This window comes from Bacillus sp. 5w2 (assembly GCF_054353775.1).
In genome coordinates, this window is record NZ_JBTIWT010000018.1 from 47,186 (window position 1) to 66,473 (window position 19,288).

The window sequence follows — 19,288 nt, forward strand, 5'->3', positions numbered from 1 at the left end:
CTCTTCCTCTCGCTCTTTATAGATAAAGGGAAAAAGCTGCTGAAATCAGTAGTTTTCCCCCTTTATATTCTCTCTATTTCTTTAATGTAAATCCGAATTTATCCCACGCTTGTAAATAATCTAATAAGAAAATTTCTTCTTCCACAATTCGGCCAACTACATTTGTTTTTCCTGTATTCACCATATCTTTTAAAGCAATTTGTAATTCGCCTTTATATTGACCATATTGCTCATTATCAATTAAAAGATCGCCACGCTTAATTTCGCGTGTATTATGCGGTTTGAACTCTTCTTTCTTATATTTCACACGACTTTGTGTCGAGCGAATCATATATTCAGATACATCTCCGCGGTAAAAATGAGGTTCGTCTAATACGATAATTCTTTCTAGTTCTGTCGTTGTATCATATACCTCTATATCAAATGTTTGTTTCTCTTTATTTAATGCACCTAGTGCTTGTAATTCTTCTTCTGATGCATAAGCGTTTGCAATAATGACATCATCAATTAATTCTGTCGCAAATAAATGCTTCGCTTGTGTTGTCATCGGTAATTCACGATGCTGCTCTAACGTACATAAACCTTCTGTTACTGGCCAAGGTCCGTATGTTGCATCAAATGATGAAATAAAAGCAGCCGTTCTCATACCGTAATCTTTAAATTGTTTCGAGCATTTAATGAAATGATCGTATGATAATCCTGAATAACGATGTGGATAAAAATTATGGCAACCAATTAAATTTTCACGATTTGGTCTATGGCTCATAATGTTATCTACATACTTCGTACCGTTACTCATATTAATCTCAATTTTTAAGCCGTATGGATTATAAGTCATAATCGATTCTTCTAAACCAGAGAATCCAACATCTAAACGAATACCGTACGCACCTAGTTCATGGAAGAACGATAAATCATTATATGAAATACCTAGTTGTTCAAAAACAGACGGACTAATATCAACTAATACTTGGAACCCTAATGCATTTGCATGAGAGATTGCTTCTTTAAACTCTTCTATAATTTTCTCTTTTTCACCATCTACAGATAATAAACATGTGAATACACGAGTAAATCCGTATTTACTTGCTAATGTTAAATATTCCTTATCTTTCTCTACTGTCGAATGTTCTGGATAAATAGAAATACCTAATCGTCTCATATGTACACGCCTCTTTCTTCATCATATTGTAAACCTTTTCAAATATATGTAGCGAAAAAGTATATATCCCCTTCTCTTCCACTACCTTTTGAATCCGCTTTCGTTAAAGAAAAAACAATTTCTATCACTCATAACAACTACTAGTCTATACATCTATACTTTACATCTTTTTTTCATAGTTGTGTAGTCTTTCCACAAATTTGTCAGTTTTTTCACCTCGAAAATTGTTGTACGTTTTCAAGGCACCTTCCTTGACTGTTACATTGACCAATACATATACTCGAAAGAACAGAGATAAAGTGAAACTTTAATCAGTCGGGGTTTTGTTCATCCCCCACTGATTATTAGCATTCACCAATCGGGCGTTTACGGGCAAATCGACTCCCACCTAACTTCTTTGCTCCAGCCGGATTTTGAGGTGGAAGTTTTACTGCCCGCGAATAGCGGGAAAATTTTATATAGGGGATGAATATATGGGAGAGGCAATACTCGTAAAACGAGAACCGTTATGGACGAAAGAGTTTTTTGCGCTAATTCTAGCAAACTTATGTATGTTTTTAGGATTTCAAATGTTAATTCCTACTTTACCTGTTTATGTGAAAGAAATTGGTGGCACAAGTTCCAATATCGGATTTGTTGTCGGTATGTTTACCGTGGCGGCACTTTTTGTTAGACCGCTAACTGGAAACGCCTTGCAAAAATTCAATAAAAAAATCATTTTAATGATCGGTACTGCTATTTGTTTACTCGCTATGGGTAGTTATCTTTTCGCTTCAACTGTCTTCCTATTGCTTGCCGTTCGAATTTTACACGGAGCTGGTTTTGGTATTACAACGACTACATATGGAACTGTCGTTTCAGATTTAATTCCGCAAGCTCGCCGCGGTGAAGGCATGGGATATTTCGGTCTTTCCGGAACGATTGCAATGGCGCTCGGTCCACTGATCGGACTTTGGCTTATGCAAACATATAACTTCACGATTCTTTTTTTATGTGCACTTTCCTGTACAATTGTTTCATTAATATTAACGAAACTACTTCAAATCAAAAAATCACCACAACCACCACAGCAAACATCTGGTACCTTTCTCGATGGATTTATTGAGCGCAAAGCTTTACTTCCTTCATTATTAATATTATGTATTACATTAATGTACGGAGGAATCGGGAGCTTTATTACATTATTTGCTACGGAAGTCGGAATTGCTGATATAAGCCTTTTCTTCTTATTTAATGCACTTGCAATCGCTGTCACTCGTCCGTTTTCTGGAAAATTATATGACGCGAAAGGTCATGCATTTGTTATTATTCCAGGAGTTATCATTACGTTTACAGGTATTATTTTACTGTCGTATACAACTACAATTCCGAGTTTAATTATTGCAGCAGCATGCTACGGAAGTGGTTTTGGAGCGATTCAGCCTGCACTACAAGCATGGATGATCGACCGAGTAGCACCGCACCGAAGAGGAGTTGCAACAGCTACATTCTTCTCCGCATTTGACCTTGGAATTGGCGCTGGCGCGATTATTTTTGGATTCATTGCACATTTTACAAACTACGCAACTGTATATCGTTATTCCTCTCTATTACTTATTGCTTTCCTGTTCATTTACATCACAAGCTTACGGAAGCAAAAACAGGGAGATACAACAAACGAAAAAGCTGTTGGATAATGCTAATTCATTCTTTTTTGAGATGCTTGGACTAAGAAAATCATATATACACAAATACAAAAAGCAGTGGATTCTTAAGAAAAATCACACTGCTTTTTGCATTGTATTGAAGAGTGAACCACTGTTCTATTTATTCATGTTGTTCGTATGATATTAATATATAGAACGAATTGGAGGAAATATTAATGAAAGCAATAGTGTACACAAAATACGGTCCCCCCGACGTTCTTCAACTGAAAGAGATAGAAAAACCTGCTCCTAAGGACAATGAAATACTAGTAAAAATAAAAGCGACAACCGTAACAGCAGGAGATATTCGTTCAAGAAGTTTTACAGTTCCCTCTTCTGTTTGGCTACCTGCTCGAATCGCACTTGGTTTCAAACAACCGAAAAAACAAATACTCGGAATGGAATTAGCTGGTGAAGTTGAATCAGTAGGAAAAAACGTTACGCGTTTTAAAGCAGGAGACCAAGTTTTTGCTGCTACCCAAGCAAATTTCGGTTCTTATGCTGAGTATATTTGTATATCTGAAGATGGACCAGTATGCACGAAGCCCTCCAATATAACCTATGAAGAAGCTGCAGCCATCCCAATTGGAGCACGTACAGCCTTATTTTTCCTAAGGAAAGCTAATGTTCGAAGCGGCCAAAACGTTCTTATTTACGGAGCTTCTGGAAGTGTCGGAAGTTATGCAGTACAAATTTCCAAGTATTTCGGCGCAACAGTTACAGGTGTGTGCAGTAGCTCCAATTTAGAATTGGTCAAATCTCTAGGAGCTGACGAAGTAATTGATTACACCACAAAAAATTTTTCTACTACAGACGAAACGTATGATGTTATTTTTGAAGCGGTAAACAGGAGCTCCTTTTCAGAGTGTATTAAAATGTTAAAGGAAGATGGTACCTATATAAATATCGTTGAACCGTTACCAAGTGCTCAAATGCTCTGGACTAAATTGACAAGTCGCATGAAACTCATATTAAGTCAAAACGCACCTGAAACTTCCGAAGCATTAAATTTCCTTAAAGAACTTGTTGAGAACGGTAAAATAAAAGTGATCATTGATAGGCAATATACTTTTGAGGAAATTGTTGAAGCTCATATATATGTAGAAAAAGGACACAAAAAGGGAAATGTCGTCATAAATGTGAAACATAACGAACACTCCTAATAAAAGAAGAACACTGCACATAGTTTTACAATACGAAGTACTCAAACTTTTTCAACATAAAAAAACAGGGCAAATTCATATGCGAATTGCTCTTTTTTATTGTTGCGAGCATCTCAAAAGAAAACAGTTTAAAATAATGTAATCGTTTTTTACTTTCATTAAATAAATCCATTTCAAACCTCCCCATTTCCCCTACATATTTTTCTAACTTTAATCAAAAAATATGCAAAGAACTATTGGTATAAATAAGGTGAACCTCTACTTAGCACATCCAATTTGGTTAGTTTACCTCTCCTATTTTTATTATCCAAGAATAGTGTGACAACTGTGACTTTTTTACAAACTGATTAGATATATCATCTAAAAAACCAATTAAATCCAGGTGTTTCTTTAAAGATTTGTAAACTTTTTATCTCTTTGTAAATTTAGTGTAAATTTTACTAGCAAACCGTTTACAGTACCTCAAGGTTTAGTTAATAATTACAGCGTACATGAAATTTAAGGAGTGGAATGCGTGGAATATAATGTTCAAGAAATGATCTTCCAGTTCGTTGGTGGATTAGGTATTTTCTTATTCGGTATTAAATACATGGGCGATGGACTGCAACAAGCAGCTGGAGATCGTCTTCGCGATATTTTAGATCGCTTTACAACAAACCCACTTATGGGTGTACTAGCAGGTATGTTAGTTACTGTATTAATCCAATCAAGTTCAGGAACAACAGCTTTAACAGTCGGACTTGTAAGTGCCGGATTTATGACATTAAGACAAGCAATCGGTGTTATTATGGGTGCGAACATCGGTACGACAGTTACTGCATTTATTATCGGAATTAAAATCGGAGAATACGCTCTCCCAGTTATGGCAGTTGGAGCGATTTTACTATTCTTCTTTAAAAATAAAAAAGTACATTCTGTAGGTCAAGTTGTATTCGGTTTTGGTATGTTATTCTTCGGTTTAGAATTAATGAGCGCAGGTATGAAACCTCTTCGTTCTTTAGAGTCATTCCAAGATTTAATGATTAGCATGAGTGATAATCCAATTTTAGGAATTATTGTCGGTACAGTGTTCACTTTAATTGTACAAAGCTCAAGCGCAACAATCGGTATTTTACAAGAATTATTCGGTCAAGGTGCAATCGATTTACAAGCTGCCCTTCCTGTATTATTCGGTGATAACATCGGTACGACAATTACAGCAGTATTAGCAGCAATCGGTACTTCAATTGCTGCAAGACGTGCAGCATTAGTCCACGTTATCTTTAATATTATCGGTACCATTATCTTTACGATCATATTAATACCATTTACAAATTTAATTCAATATTTCCAAACGTCATTAAATTTAAATCCAGAAATGACAATTGCATTCGCACATGGAACATTTAACGTAACGAATACAATCATTCAATTCCCATTCATTGCAGTATTAGCCTGGATTGTAACAAAAATCATTCGTGGTGAAGATGCATCGATTAACTTCAAACCACAACATTTAAATCCAATCTTTATTGAACAATCTCCAGCTATTGCTTTAACAGAAGCTCAAAAAGAGATTATCCGTATGGCGGAGTTTTCATTAGATGGATTAAAAGAAGCAAACCAGTTTTTAAATACACAAGACAAAAAACACGCTAACATGGCTACTCAATTAGAAGGCGCTATTAACAATTTAGATAAAAAAATTACCGAGTATTTAGTTTTACTATCAGAAAAACCACTTTCATCAGCAGATTCTGAGAAGCATTCTATTTTAGCTGGTGTTGTTGGAGATATTGAACGTGTTGGTGATCATGTAGAAAACCTTGTAGAACTTGTAGATTTCCAAATTTCAAACCGTGTTTCCCTATCGGATGAAGCACTAGCTGAACTAAATGAAATGCTTGAATTAACAATTTCAACATTACAAGACGCAGTCGAAGCTTTAACAAACTTCGATACTGAACTAGCTCAAACTGTTATTGCAAAAGAACGTAAAATTGACCAAATGGAACGTGTTCTTCGCAAACGTCACGTAATACGTCTAAACGAACGTAGCTGTTCAGGCGATGCAAGTATCATCTTCGTTGACATGGTAAGTAACTTAGAGCGTATCGGTGATCACGCTGTAAATATTGCTGACGGTGTTCTAGGTGAACAAGGAAAGATTAATTTAAAACAATCATTATAATAGGAAAGAGACGCTAACTTGAGCGTCTCTTTTTTTATTTCATATTTATAACTGTTCTTCCTTTTAACTTCCCTTGCAATATAAGTGTAAACTTCTCATCTAACTCTTCTAATGTACATTCTTCTGTATAAGATAATAGCTCTTTATTTTCCCATTTACTTGCTAAAAGCGTCCACACATCTCTTCTTACATCCACTGGGCATTGCACAGAATCTATTCCTAAAAGGCTTATCCCTCGCAAAATAAACGGATATACTGTTGTTTGTAATTCCTGTCCTGCCACATTACCGCATGTCGTTACACAACCACCATACTTTACCGTTTTTAAAGCTGTTTCTAACATATGTCCACCTACAGTATCGATAACCCCGGCGTATACCCCTTTTAGCATCGGTCTTCCTGATTCATCATTCAATTCCGCGCGATGAATCACTTTTTTCGCTCCTAAACGTAGTAGCATCTGTTCCTCTTCCATTTTCCCTGTCGCTCCTACTACGTTAAATCCTAACTTACTTAAAATACTAACCGCTACACTCCCTACGCCGCCTGTGGCACCCGTTACTAGAACATCTCCCATACTAGGCGTTATGCCTGCTCCAATAAGCTTATATACTGATAAAGCAGCTGTAAAACCTGCTGTCCCGTACATCATACTTTCCCTTAATGACATTCCCTCTGGTAAAGGGATAATCCAAGATGCTGGCACGCGAATATATTCTCCGAAACCACCAGAAGTATTCATACCTAAATCATAACCCGTTACAATGACTTTATCTCCTACCTTAATGGTTTCATCTTCACTACTCATAACTTCTCCTGCTGCATCAATTCCTGGTGTATGAGGATATGTTCTCGTAACACCTTTATTACCAGTAGCTGAAAGAGCATCTTTATAATTTAATGAAGAATAATGAACCTGTATTAATACTTCCCCCTCAGGTAAACTACTTACTTCTCTCTCTACAACGTTTCTTACAAATTGTTTACTATCTGTTTCGTTCACAACGATTGCTCGGAATGATGTATGATTCATTATGTAATCTCCTTTATCCGTAAAATTCTTCTTTATCCCGCATTAACGGGCAGTAAGACCCCCACCTCAAAATTCAGCGGAAGCAAAGAAGTGAGTTGGGGATCAACTGCCCGTAAACGCCCGATTGGTTCAACTAATAATCAGTGGGAGATGAACAAAACCGCCACTGATTAAAGTTTCACTTTATTATATAGAAGAAACAAGTAAACCTACTCATTTCTTCTTGGCTATATTTCAACAAATCTTACTTCTCTATTACTTTCTCATAATACATATTTTCATTTCCACTAAAACAACTTATACTTATTCTACATCTCAAAAATAAAATATAAAAAATCTGACTTTTTATAAATATATTGAATTTTTACGAAATGTAAATGATTTGTAATGTTTTTTTTCGTCAAATTTCATTATAATAAGTGGATATGAGTGTCGTATTTCAATCCAAATGAAGGAGTACAAGAAATGGAGCAAAACCCATCTTTGCAAGAAAATACACGCAGTAAACCGAAAAAAGGTAAGAAAAAAACAAAAATTATTATAAGCGTTATTCTATTCTTTTTAATAATAGGTGGCGGTTATACTTGGTTTTTAGTAAATAAAGCATCTTCTGCTGTTCGAAATGCCGCACACGATTTAGCACGCGGTGATAAATCTGATTTACGTGATAAAGCTGTAAAACCTATCGCAAACAATGTCTCTGTCTTAGTCATGGGTGTTGATGAAAGCGATGTCCGCGGGAAAGAATATGGTGAAGCTATAAGAACGGATGCACTATTACTTGCAACGTTTAATAAAGATAGCAAAACTGTAAAACTATTAAGTATTCCACGAGATACATATACTTATATTCCAGTGGAAAAGAAAAAAGATAAAATTACACACGCTCATGCATACGGTTCTACTAAAAACGGAAAAGATGGTGGACCACAAGCAAGTATTGATGCAGTTGAAAAATTACTAAACGTTCCTGTTGATTACTTTGTAAAGTTTAACTTCAAATCATTTATGAAAATTGTCGACGATTTAGGTGGCATTGAAGTCGATGTACCAGTTGAATTTACTGAACAAGATAGTAACGACAATGCTGATGCAATTCACCTGAAAAAAGGTGTTCAAAAGCTAAATAGTGAAGAAGCGCTTGCACTTGCTAGAACGCGACACATCGATAGTGATGCAATGCGTGGACAACGTCAACAGCTCGTTATTGAAGCTATTTTAAAGAAACTAACAAGCGTTGGCTCTGTAACAAAAGTTGGCAACATCATTGATGATATTAACGGACAATTCGTTACAAACTTAACATTCGATGATATGCTTTCATTCTATAAGTATGGAGCGGATTCTTCAATTGAGAAATTACAAATTCAAGGTGACGACTGCTATATGGAAAAAGGTGACGATACATGCAGCAAATCTGCTGGTGGTGGTCGAACATATTACTACAATCCAGATAAAAAAGAATTAGCAAATGTTACAAACGAACTTCGTGCTCACCTTGGATTACCTGCATATACAAAAACAGACTCTGATTCAAAGAAAACAAGCACAGAGAAAACAAAAGAGTCTAAGTCTGAAAATTCAAGTGAACGCGAATCAAGTAACAATGAAGTGAAAAATAAGAATAAAAATAACAATGAAGATACAGAAACATCGTCTAACGACAATGAATAAAAAAGAAGCAGTTCTCTATGGAGGTAGAGTACTGCTTCTTTTTATTTCTCCACAATCAAAAATCAGAACTTTCTAACTATCTTTTTTAATATTTTTAAATTATAATAAATAGTAGCAATCTATTCCAATTATCAGGGGGCTCATACATATGAAAGCTGCAGTAAAACATAACATCTCAGATTTTAAAGACTACTTAAAATCAAACGATATATACATGGAAGAAAATATAGATGAAAATGATGGTTCTGTTCATTTTTCAGTAGGTTTAGAGACAGAAGCTGGAGCAAAAATCCAACTTATCGCTGCTTTCCAAAACGAACATCCTACTGTGGATATATACTGCTTCAATGTTGCTCACGTACCTAATGAAGCATCAACAAATGATATTTTGCATGTCATTAATGAACTAAACACATCTTATCGATTTGCAAAATTCACGCTAAACAAGCAAAATGCAATTGATATCTCAGCATCTCTTGCATTCTCAGAACCAAATTTCAATCCAGCACTTGTCTTTGAACATACGAGAATGCTATATAAATTAGCAAATGACGAATATAAAAACTTAATGAAAGTTATTTGGGCATAAATAAAAGGATGGGCTGCAAGCAGCGCCATCCTTTTATTTCGATAACATATCAATCCACATCTTAACAGCAGTGCCTACAATCAAAATCGATAACATATATTGCAGTGCTTTTTGATTGACCCTTTTCCCAACTCGCACTCCAAGCGGCGCAGCAAAGATACTTGCAACCGCAATAATAAGGGCTGGAATTACAACTACTTGCCCAGTTATCACTTTTCCAGTCGTAATCCCTACTGAGGAAATAAACGTAATAGCGATAGAAGTTGCTATTGTTGTACGTATCGGTAATTTTAAAATAACTAGCATAATCGGAACTAAAAGGAACGAACCTCCAGCTCCTATAATGCCTGATGCTCCGCCTACAATAAATGCTAACAAGCTTGCTAACCATTTATTATATTTCACTTCATCACCATTATTTCGTTTCGGTACGAACATCATAATAGCAGCAATTGTGGCTAACGCTGCATAAACAACATTGACCGTATGTTCCTCTAATACATTCGCACCAAAACTACCTATGAAACTTCCTATTAATATACTAGCTCCCATATACACAACTAGTGTTTTATCCATATCATTACTTTTCCGATAGGCCCATGCCCCTGCAAAAGTTGCAAAGAATACTTGCACCGCTGTAATACCACTCACTTCGTGTGATGTATATCCCGCAAACCCTAGCAATACCGGAATGTATAAGATCATCGGATAATTAATAATCGCACCGCCAATTCCAACCATTCCTGATATAAACGATCCTATAAACCCAATTATAAAAAGTAATACGACTAAACTCACCTTATATCCCCCGCCTTCTAAAAAGAAGGTGATTTAAATGAATAAGTTCACATTCCCATCCGAAGCATCTGCTAAATAAGCTCCTACTCCTGCAAACTCTACCCCTTCCATAATCTCTTCCTCTTTTAACCCTAATAAATCTACTGTCATTTGACAAGCTACAAGTTTAATCCCCTGTTCTTTCGCCAAGTCTATTAAATCTGGTAAAGGCATCGCATTATGTTTTTTCATAATACCTTTAATCATCTTTGGTCCTATACCTGCAAAATTCATTTTTGATAATCCCATCTTATCAGCTCCGCGCGGCATCATTTTTCCAAATACTTTTTCTATAAAAGTTTTCTTTACCTTCACATGTTCATCTTTCCTTAAAGCATTTAATCCCCAGAAAGTATGAAAAATAGTAACCTCTTGATCATACGCCGCTGCACCATTTGCAATAATATAAGCAGCCATCGCTTTATCATAATCTCCGCTAAATAAAACGATTGTTGTTTTCTTCTGTTGTTCCATGTTGTTCTCCCTCCAATTACCTATAGGGGTATTTGATTGTTTATAAAAAGGCTCAAATCATTTACCTCTGTACTATACGACTTTACCTTCCCAAGCTAACATACCACCTACCATATTGATTGCTTGAAAACCGTGGCTCTCTAAAAACTGAACTGCTCTTGCACTTCTTCCTCCTGAACGACAAACGATAATATATTCCTGTTTTTTATTTAGCTCATGCATACGAAATTCTAATAGTCCTAGTGGAATATTACATGCTTCTAGAATTTTCCCTTCAGCTACTTCTTCTACTTCACGTACATCTATAATATTTACTGCCTCTTTACGTAACAATTTTCCTTCTAATTCTTTTGCTGTCATTTCTTTCATTTTAAATTTCCTCCTCACAAACCATTCATCCCGCCTGAAACATTGATAACGTGCTGAAATCCTAATTTTTTTAATACTTTTGCAGCCTGCTTACTTCTCATCCCGCTCTGACAAATAACGATTACTTCCTTATTTTTATCTAACTGACTTGCTCTACTAGCTAACTCATTTAACGGGATGTTCCGAAATCCTTTCATATGATTTCCTCTATATTCACCTACTGTACGAACATCGATAAGTTGTTTCCCTTTTTTCCCCACTATATTCTGTAATTCTTTTCCATTTATATTTTGGACACCTTTCACTGGTAAAAAACGTGAAATAACAAACACTGCAGTAAATACAATGAAAAGCGTACTCAATATTATATTCATATAACCAACCCCTCCACATTTATAAAACTACTACGCCTTCTTAATCCAAAATTTCAGTACATCAGCTTCTTCTACATGCTTTACGATTTCATGACCACCTTTATTCGCCCACGCTGGAATATCCTTAACTGACCCTTTATCCGTTACATGTACTTCTAACACTTCTCCAGTTTGTAACATATCCATCGCTTTCTTCGTTCTTACAATCGGCATTGGACATGCTAAACCTGTCGCATCTAATACTTGTTTTACATTCATCATCTATTCCTCCAGTTTTTTATTTCTTTCATTATCCGTGCACTGCACAACGATTTGGACCAATCTCCATTTCACGCTCTTCATCCGCACTCGGATGAATCTTCCCCATATTCGTTTGACGAATTTCTTCGTAAGCATTCGGCTGAGGTGGTAAATTTTCTGTTACAACTTTACGAAACTCTCCCTCATCCTCAATATTTAGTCCTGCATTATACGCGAATAAATCTTTTAACTTTGCGCTCACAACACCATTCTCATCCATTTCACTTATTTTTGAATAATGAGCTGGTAACACGATTAATTGTTGAGATAATACTTTATATCGGTCATATAAAGTTTCTCGCAAATCACTCACCCAATCCTCAGCCTTTCCAGCAAGATCTGGACGCCCAATTGAATCTACAAATAAAATATCGCCTGATAATAAATAGAAATCATCTACAATAAATGATGTACTCCCAATCGTATGCCCCGGTGAGTATAATGCGTCAATTTCAATTTTGGTACCCCCCACTGTAATAACAGATCCTTCAACAAGCGGTTCATATGAGAAAACAACTTCCTCCGCATCTTTTGGCGGTAACCAATACGTACCACCTACTCTTTCAGCTAACTTACGTCCTCCAGAAATATGGTCTGCATGTAAATGTGTATCCATTACATTCGTAATCGTAACGCCCTGCTCTTTCGCAAACTCTTCATATGCTTCAACTGTTCTTACTGCATCAATAACTGCTGCCTCACCGTTTGAAACGACCATATAAGATAAACAGCCTTTCCCAAGGCGGTTAAATTGATATATGCTTCCTCCGTCCTGTACATCTCCTACTTTTAACGGCTTCACATATTCACTCCAAGCTTTCATACCTCCAGCTAAATAAAAAACATTATGGAAGCCAGCCCCCAACAATTGCTCTGCAACAAACTGCGAAGAACCTTCTTTTGCACATACGACTAAAATTTCTTTCTCCCTCGGCAATTCACTTGCAATATGATCTACACCATCTAACAAATCAAAATACGGTTTATTTATAGAAAAAATTTGTTTTCCTTCAATTTTCCAATCTTCATAATCCGTCTCATTACGAACATCTAAAATAAACAACTCTCCGAATAAAATTTTCTCTGCAACATCTTTTGCATATAACGGTTTAACGCTCATATAATTACCCCCATAGGTATATTTTTATTTAAAAAAATTTACTTCTCTATATTCCCTTGCCACTCTACCATACCTGGAATGACATTTTTCACATTTGAATTCCCTTTCTCTTTCAACATTTGACAAGCTACATCACTACGGTTACCTGTTCTGCAAACAACATAAATTTGCTTCTCCTTATCTAAGACAGCACTGTCTAACTCACCTAATGGCACCGAAATGGCGGATGGAATATGACCAAAAGCAAATTCTGCCGCTTCGCGAACATCTAATACGATGCACTCTTCACCACTTAATAATATATCTTGCAATTCCGCATTCATAATTGTATGAGGATATTTCACTACTTCATTCATTTCATGCTCGTGTGCTTTTCTAACGTAATGCATCAATAAATCACCTTCGTATTTCGTACCGATATATTGATGACCTACTTTATTCGCCCAACTTTGTATATCTATAGTAGACCCTTTATCCGTTGCCTGAACTTCAATCACTTGCCCTGATATCAAACCTTCCATCGCCTTCTTCGTCTTCACAATCGGCATCGGACAAGCCAAACCTTTACAATCTAAACTCACATCCACTTTTATACTCATAGTCGATTCCTCCACAATTCACATACATATACCTGTAGGGGTATATTAAAATGTTTTTGAAAATCTGTCAACACTTATGTTTGACAGATTATCGGCTTTTTACAAGTAATTGAACAGCTTCTTTAATTAAATCTTCATTTGAACCATTACCCTTTTCAAACTGCTCACGTAAACATTGCTCTAAATTTGTTCCCACAACGAGTCCAATTGTACGATCTAGCGCCGAACGGGATGCAGTTAACTGTGTAATAACATCTCGGCAATCTTTTCCCTCTTCCATCATGCGAAGCACACCACGAACTTGCCCTTCAATACGTTTCAATCTGTTTTTCATATCTTGATTATATTCCATTGTATAATCACCTCATTACCATTATGTCACCATTTATAACTTATGACAATATATTATACCCCTGCGGGTATTTTGTAAACCCCTATTTTAAATTTCCACTTTATATATCCGTAAAACATAAAGTGAAACCTTAATCTATAGGCTTTCATCTTCCACCAAATTTTGAAGTGGAAGATGAAAAAACATCAATATATAATACGGTCTGGTAATACTGTACCGTACAATTTAAAGCCACCATCTACATTCTTTACCTTATATCCTTTTTCCATTAACATGCGTGCTGCGACATACCCTCTCATACCAAGTTGACAAGTAATATATATTTCTTTATCCACTGGCACTTCTTCCAAACGATCACGTAATTCATCTAATGGAATATTAATAGAGCCTTTAATCATTCCTTGTTTTAGTTCATTAGGCTCTCGAACATCAATAAGATATCCACCGTTTTCAACAATACGATCTATCTCATGCCATTGTACTGTGTACACAAAACCATCTACTATATTACTTGCTGCATACCCTACCATGTTTACCGGGTCTTTTGCAGAAGAATATGGCGGGGCATATGATAATTCTAAATCTGGCAAATCAATTACAGTTAAATTTGTTTTTATTGCCGTTGCGATAACATCGATACGCTTATCTACACCGTCACGTCCTAACGCCTGCGCTCCATAAATTTTTCCACTATCTTTATTAAAAATCAATTTTATTAGCACTGGCGTAGCATTCGGATAGTATCCCGCATGCGAATTTGCCTGTACATGTACTACCTCATAGGGTATATTTAATCGTTTTAATATTTTCTCATTTACTCCCGTCGAAGCAACTGTTAAATCAAAAACTTTAGCTACAGAAGTTCCCATCGTACCTTTATATAAAGAATCCGTATAACCATGAATAATATCTGCTAACATACGACCTTGACGATTAGCCGGCCACGCTAAAGGAATCATCGTTTCTGTTTCAGTAACAAAATCTTTCACTTCAATCGCATCACCAATTGCATATATATGTGGATACGATGTTTGAAATTTTTCATTTACTTTTATCGTTCCTCTAACTCCTAACGCTAATCCAGCATCTTTCGCTAAACTACTCTCTGGTTGTACACCAATTGCTAAAATAATCATATCTGTCTCTATAATTGAACCACTTTTTAAACGTACAACAGTCCCGTCCTCTTCTAATGCATCTACACCATCTTCAAAAACAAGCTCAACATTGTGATTTTTCATATGCTCATGTACATATGCTGCCATTTCATAATCGATTGGCGGCATTACTTGATTTGCCATCTCTACAAGAGTAACATCAATTCCACGTTCTCTTAAATTTTCAACCATTTCCACTCCAATAAACCCGCCACCAATAACCGTCGCATGACGCGGTTTCTTCTCATCAATATACGCTTTAATACGATCTGTATCCGGGACATTTCGTAACGTAAACAACGCCTTTGCTTCTTCAAGACCTGGAATAGGTGGAACAATTGGTTTCGCCCCTGGTGAAAGAATTAAAATATCATATTTCTCGTTATATGTTTCATTTGTCGTTACATTCTTTATAGTAATTGTTTTCTCTTCTTTATTAATCTTTACTACTTCACTCAATACACGTATATCTAAATTAAAACGCTTCGACATTCTTTCAACAGTTTGTACTAATAATTTTTGTCTTTCTGTAATGACACCGCCAATATAGTATGGTAATCCACAATTTGCAAATGAAATATATTCACCACGCTCAACCATAATAATTTCATCTTCTTCACTTAAACGACGAAGCCTTGCAGCTACTGATGCGCCGCCGGCAACTCCGCCTACTACAACTATTTTTCTAGACATATTTCAAACCTCCATATTGTTTAATTTTCTCATGCATCACACACAAAAACCTATACCTGTATGGGTATATGATAGAGTATAAAAAATTTAATTTCAATCAATGTGTCTTTCTTTCACAAATTCGAAACAAATAAAAAAGAACTTAGACATTTCCAAGTTCTTTACGGATGAATCAATCCATCGTTCCATTGTCATACTTCCTATAATTTCTTTGTAAAACTATAATCCATTTCTCCACCTAGTGCTGCAGCTGTATCACCAGTTTCTCTAAAATCATGTGTATATATTTTTTCAAATGAACCGAAATCTACTTGCTTATAAAATTCAAAACAAGGGAATCCATCATGCTCTCCTTGAATATCAATACTACCATCCCTTTTCACACATACATGTAATACATAATCTACAGGAGGTGCATATATATTTAATGGATTACTTGCACTCGCACTCATTTTAAATTGCACACCATCAGGATTCCATACGATATTAGTACACACAATATTTTCAGCACTCGCTTTTCCTGTTCTTTTATTCACAGAACCGTCTGGATTCGTAACCTTCTCAGTCGTAATACCCGTGTTCGCATATGAAAACACTTCTTCTTTATAAAAATCCACTACTACCTCTTGCTCAACTCTAGAGCGCATAGTATTTACCGCATGTGGTGTAAATTCACGTGAATCACCTTCGAATTGAATTGTTTTTCCTGTCTCCATATCCTTCCTTGGTTCTGTCCAAGACATTGGAATAAATACGTTAGCTCTAATTTTTACGATATTAGTCATAAGAAACACCTCTATAATATTATTTTAAATACTGCATAATATTGAGCAAAACAAACCACAATTTCGCTCCCATAATCAATAGCTTTCTCTTTTACGCTTGCTACTTCCTTCTGAAAAATAGCGCTATATTTATATCTAGATTGTCGTTTTAAAGCTATATTCCATTTCTCCAGCTAGTGCTGCTGGGGTATCATCCGTTTCTCTGAAATCATGTGTATATATTTTTTCAAATGAACGAAAGTCTATTTGTTTATAAAATTCATAGCAAGGGAAACCATCATGTACACCTTCAACATGCACAGTACCACTTTCATTAACTCGTATAGTCAAAAAATAATCAGCTGCGGGTGCTGCCGCGTTTAACGGATTACTTGCACTTGCTCTCATTTCAAATGAAACTTCATCCTCGCCCCATACGATATTAGTACATACAATATTTTCTGTACTTGTTTCTCCTTTTTGATACTCAATTGAGCCATCTGAATTTGTAATTTTCACAGTAACGATGCAAGCATCTACATATGTGAAAATTTCTCTTTTATAAAAATCAACAATCACTTCTTGTTCTAATCTTGAACGCTTTGTATTTACAGCGAATGGTGTAAATTCACGTGCATCTCCAGCGTATTCAAAAACTCTTCCTGTTGCAGCATCCTTAATAGGCTTCAGCAACGCATACGGTGCAAATACACTCCCTCTAATTTTTACAATATTAACCATGTGAAACCTCCGTTGATTCTATTTATATAAATTATTATTTGTTCTACCAACATAATATAGTCAATTTGATTGACTATATTATGTATAGTACAATAGACCTTACCAATAGTCAACTTAATTGACTACAAGTGCGGAGGTTATATACATGAATCATCAAACATTTAACGAATTAGATCTCACTTCACTTTTATCATTATCTTTCAGCACATTAATTACTGAACTACATGACAGATTAAGTGAATTAGGATTTGAAGATATTAGGCCAGCACACGGTTTTATGTTCAAACGAATCCTTCCTAATGGAGCAACAGGTATAGAACTAGCTGAGTATTTAGGAGTTTCTAAACAAGCTGTAAGCAAAATGATCGATTCTCTTGAAAACAGTGGTTATGTCACGCGTAAAAAGCATCCTACTGATAAAAGAGGTAAAATCATTATTTTAACCGAACGTGGTTTAGCTGTAATGAAAGCGAAAGAAGAAATAGTAGCTGAAATAGAGCAACGATGGATTGAAAACATAGGTACTGAACGAATGCAAATGCTCAAGGAAGATTTAACAACATTCGTTACTAAAGAAAATACTGAGAAATTATCATCAAATATACGACCTGTTTGGTAAGCAAAAACTCCACATAAAAACGAATCCATTTTGATCAGTCCCTTTCAAAATGGATTCGTTTTCTACAGTTTTATTAATAATTATTGCTTCTTTTAAATTTCATATCAAATATGCAGCAAGAGTCTATATTTTACGCATTATATAATTCCATAGCTCTCTGCACGACTAATTCTGCCGTATTCTCCTCTGGCGGCATCAACAAGTTTGTAACTGGACCATACACAACAGGATTTAATTCCACTTCATATCCACCATATGCATACTCCTCTTTTGTCGGTAAATAACCAATATATCCATTCGTATATCCACCTAAAAAAGCTATTTCATTTTGAAGACGCTCTTTCACTTCTAAAGCTGTTTCTGAAAAAGGTTCCATCGGTATACCAAAGAACATACCATCATTCATTTGAAACAGTTGAACTTCTAAATCAATACTTAACTGCCGAATACCTTGCTTATATTTCTCTAAAATTATAGCAAGCCATTCATCCGTATTCACATCCCACTGCTTCTCAGCTAATTGAGCCATGCTTCGTATTTCATTCATTTCAGGAATATCTTTCAACTTCATTTGCATCGTGCTCGAAACTGTCCTTAAACTTACAATTGGGCTATATGTAACTATTGGCAACATCGTTAATACATGTCCACTAAGCGTGTAAGCCATTTGTGTTAATGCGTCCCCTGAACCGCGATACTTTGCATTTACATTGCCAGCAGCACCTTGCACAATAATAACAGGACAGTTTACGATTTTCTCAAGAATCTCTCTCGTCATTCCCGGATAATCCGCTGATAATACATCGCTATCACCTTTTAACACATTCGGATGTGCCGTACAAAATACTATAATCCCAGATAGCTCCTTCGTTTCAGCATTTCTTATTGCTAACATGCCAATTCGTTTATCTACAACACCCTCTATATTTGTTCCCATCTTCGCTCTTCCATCAGATGTTCTCTCTCTTCGGTTTACCCCAATATCACCTGTCGTAACACTCCAGCCAATTTCACATGGACTCAAGTTGTTATTCGCAGTAACAGCACCGTGCACTACATTATTTACTAAAATCGTTTTATACGACTTTACTAAAGGATGATCACCGACTGTTTCCGGACCAGAATGTGTATGTGTATAAACAACAGTTATTCGCTCAAATGGTATATGAAGCTCTCTCGCTATTTGTTCACGAATCATATTTGTATCTTCTACTAACATTCCAATATTATCAATACTTATAAACACAGTTTTCGTCTCATCTTTTTCAAATACAAAAACTGTCCCATACATACACTCTTCAATATTATTTATTCCTGTCTCTCTATGGTATCCGACAAAATCAATACCTACAGGCGGCGTAATATCAACCTTACATACCCCTATTTTGCTCACTTAAATCGCTCCATTTCTCT

The 19,288-nt window shown here is 35.8% G+C and carries 20 protein-coding genes; 6 read left to right on the forward strand and 14 right to left on the reverse strand.

From position 1 onward, the window contains the following. Nucleotides 1-73: 73 nt before the first annotated feature. Complete coding sequence (locus tag ACXY7N_RS23740) at nt 74-1,162, reverse strand: DUF871 domain-containing protein (protein WP_488592638.1); 1,089 nt, start codon at nt 1,160-1,162, stop codon at nt 74-76. Nucleotides 1,163-1,635: 473 nt separating this feature from the next. Here ACXY7N_RS23740 and ACXY7N_RS23745 point away from each other — a divergent pair, with 473 nt between their 5' ends. The 3 genes from ACXY7N_RS23745 (at nt 1,636) to ACXY7N_RS23755 (ending at nt 6,180) form a co-directional block, all read left to right on the forward strand. Then, nucleotides 1,636-2,838 carry an MFS transporter gene (locus tag ACXY7N_RS23745; protein WP_016089216.1) on the forward strand — a complete coding sequence of 401 codons (1,203 nt, stop codon included), beginning with the start codon at nt 1,636-1,638 and terminating at the stop codon, nt 2,836-2,838. A gap of 185 nt (nt 2,839-3,023) precedes the next feature. Next, nucleotides 3,024-4,010 carry an NAD(P)-dependent alcohol dehydrogenase gene (locus ACXY7N_RS23750; protein WP_016089217.1) on the forward strand — a complete coding sequence of 329 codons (987 nt, stop codon included), beginning with the start codon at nt 3,024-3,026 and terminating at the stop codon, nt 4,008-4,010. A 514-nt stretch (nt 4,011-4,524) separates the two neighbouring features. Then, nucleotides 4,525-6,180 (forward strand): Na/Pi cotransporter family protein, encoded by a 1,656-nt coding sequence (locus ACXY7N_RS23755; RefSeq protein WP_088083252.1) that lies wholly within the window; start codon nt 4,525-4,527, stop codon nt 6,178-6,180. A 34-nt stretch (nt 6,181-6,214) separates the two neighbouring features. Here the strand turns inward: ACXY7N_RS23755 and ACXY7N_RS23760 are convergent, their stop codons facing one another. Next, nucleotides 6,215-7,213, reverse strand: a complete 999-nt coding sequence (locus tag ACXY7N_RS23760) for a YhdH/YhfP family quinone oxidoreductase (protein ID WP_016089219.1) — start codon at nt 7,211-7,213, stop codon at nt 6,215-6,217. A gap of 465 nt (nt 7,214-7,678) precedes the next feature. Between ACXY7N_RS23760 and ACXY7N_RS23765 the strand changes: the two genes are divergently transcribed. Both ACXY7N_RS23765 and ACXY7N_RS23770 read left to right on the forward strand, forming a co-directional pair. Then, on the forward strand, nt 7,679-8,887 hold the full coding sequence (locus ACXY7N_RS23765) for an LCP family protein (RefSeq protein WP_016089220.1): 1,209 nt from the start codon (nt 7,679-7,681) through the stop codon (nt 8,885-8,887). Between the two features lie 148 nt (nt 8,888-9,035). Beyond that, on the forward strand, nt 9,036-9,476 hold the full coding sequence (locus ACXY7N_RS23770; RefSeq protein ID WP_016089221.1) for a hypothetical protein: 441 nt from the start codon (nt 9,036-9,038) through the stop codon (nt 9,474-9,476). Nucleotides 9,477-9,509: 33 nt separating this feature from the next. Here the strand turns inward: ACXY7N_RS23770 and ACXY7N_RS23775 are convergent, their stop codons facing one another. From ACXY7N_RS23775 to ACXY7N_RS23825, 11 genes are all read right to left on the reverse strand, one after another. Next, nucleotides 9,510-10,274 carry a sulfite exporter TauE/SafE family protein gene (locus tag ACXY7N_RS23775; RefSeq protein ID WP_016133675.1) on the reverse strand — a complete coding sequence of 255 codons (765 nt, stop codon included), beginning with the start codon at nt 10,272-10,274 and terminating at the stop codon, nt 9,510-9,512. Nucleotides 10,275-10,307: 33 nt separating this feature from the next. Next, complete coding sequence (locus ACXY7N_RS23780) at nt 10,308-10,787, reverse strand: DsrE/DsrF/DrsH-like family protein (protein WP_016089223.1); 480 nt, start codon at nt 10,785-10,787, stop codon at nt 10,308-10,310. A gap of 72 nt (nt 10,788-10,859) precedes the next feature. After that, on the reverse strand, nt 10,860-11,156 hold the full coding sequence (locus ACXY7N_RS23785; RefSeq protein WP_016089224.1) for a rhodanese-like domain-containing protein: 297 nt from the start codon (nt 11,154-11,156) through the stop codon (nt 10,860-10,862). 14 nt (nt 11,157-11,170) lie between these two features. Then, nucleotides 11,171-11,530 carry a rhodanese-like domain-containing protein gene (locus ACXY7N_RS23790; RefSeq protein ID WP_016089225.1) on the reverse strand — a complete coding sequence of 120 codons (360 nt, stop codon included), beginning with the start codon at nt 11,528-11,530 and terminating at the stop codon, nt 11,171-11,173. Nucleotides 11,531-11,560: 30 nt separating this feature from the next. Beyond that, the gene (locus ACXY7N_RS23795; protein WP_098560700.1) at nt 11,561-11,791 is read right to left on the reverse strand and encodes a sulfurtransferase TusA family protein; all 231 of its coding nucleotides are present in this window, start codon (nt 11,789-11,791) and stop codon (nt 11,561-11,563) included. Between the two features lie 28 nt (nt 11,792-11,819). Then, the gene (locus tag ACXY7N_RS23800; protein WP_098486473.1) at nt 11,820-12,950 is read right to left on the reverse strand and encodes an MBL fold metallo-hydrolase; all 1,131 of its coding nucleotides are present in this window, start codon (nt 12,948-12,950) and stop codon (nt 11,820-11,822) included. 38 nt (nt 12,951-12,988) lie between these two features. After that, nucleotides 12,989-13,564: a sulfurtransferase TusA family protein gene (locus tag ACXY7N_RS23805; protein ID WP_176539373.1), complete on the reverse strand. Its 576-nt coding sequence runs from the start codon at nt 13,562-13,564 to the stop codon at nt 12,989-12,991. Between the two features lie 73 nt (nt 13,565-13,637). Continuing rightward, complete coding sequence (locus ACXY7N_RS23810; RefSeq protein ID WP_016089229.1) at nt 13,638-13,901, reverse strand: metal-sensitive transcriptional regulator; 264 nt, start codon at nt 13,899-13,901, stop codon at nt 13,638-13,640. Between the two features lie 185 nt (nt 13,902-14,086). Beyond that, the gene (cdr, locus tag ACXY7N_RS23815; protein ID WP_016133668.1) at nt 14,087-15,751 is read right to left on the reverse strand and encodes a CoA-disulfide reductase; all 1,665 of its coding nucleotides are present in this window, start codon (nt 15,749-15,751) and stop codon (nt 14,087-14,089) included. Between the two features lie 200 nt (nt 15,752-15,951). Further along, a complete protein-coding gene (locus ACXY7N_RS23820) occupies nt 15,952-16,536 on the reverse strand; it encodes a DUF3238 domain-containing protein (protein WP_016133667.1) in 585 nt (194 codons plus the stop codon). Nucleotides 16,537-16,671: 135 nt separating this feature from the next. Beyond that, complete coding sequence (locus tag ACXY7N_RS23825) at nt 16,672-17,256, reverse strand: DUF3238 domain-containing protein (RefSeq protein ID WP_016089231.1); 585 nt, start codon at nt 17,254-17,256, stop codon at nt 16,672-16,674. Between the two features lie 145 nt (nt 17,257-17,401). Between ACXY7N_RS23825 and ACXY7N_RS23830 the strand changes: the two genes are divergently transcribed. Then, nucleotides 17,402-17,875 carry a MarR family winged helix-turn-helix transcriptional regulator gene (locus tag ACXY7N_RS23830; protein ID WP_001016465.1) on the forward strand — a complete coding sequence of 158 codons (474 nt, stop codon included), beginning with the start codon at nt 17,402-17,404 and terminating at the stop codon, nt 17,873-17,875. A gap of 130 nt (nt 17,876-18,005) precedes the next feature. Here ACXY7N_RS23830 and ACXY7N_RS23835 read toward each other — a convergent pair whose 3' ends face one another. Beyond that, nucleotides 18,006-19,268, reverse strand: a complete 1,263-nt coding sequence (locus ACXY7N_RS23835; RefSeq protein WP_016133666.1) for a neutral/alkaline non-lysosomal ceramidase N-terminal domain-containing protein — start codon at nt 19,266-19,268, stop codon at nt 18,006-18,008. Between the last annotated feature and the right edge of the window lie 20 nt (nt 19,269-19,288).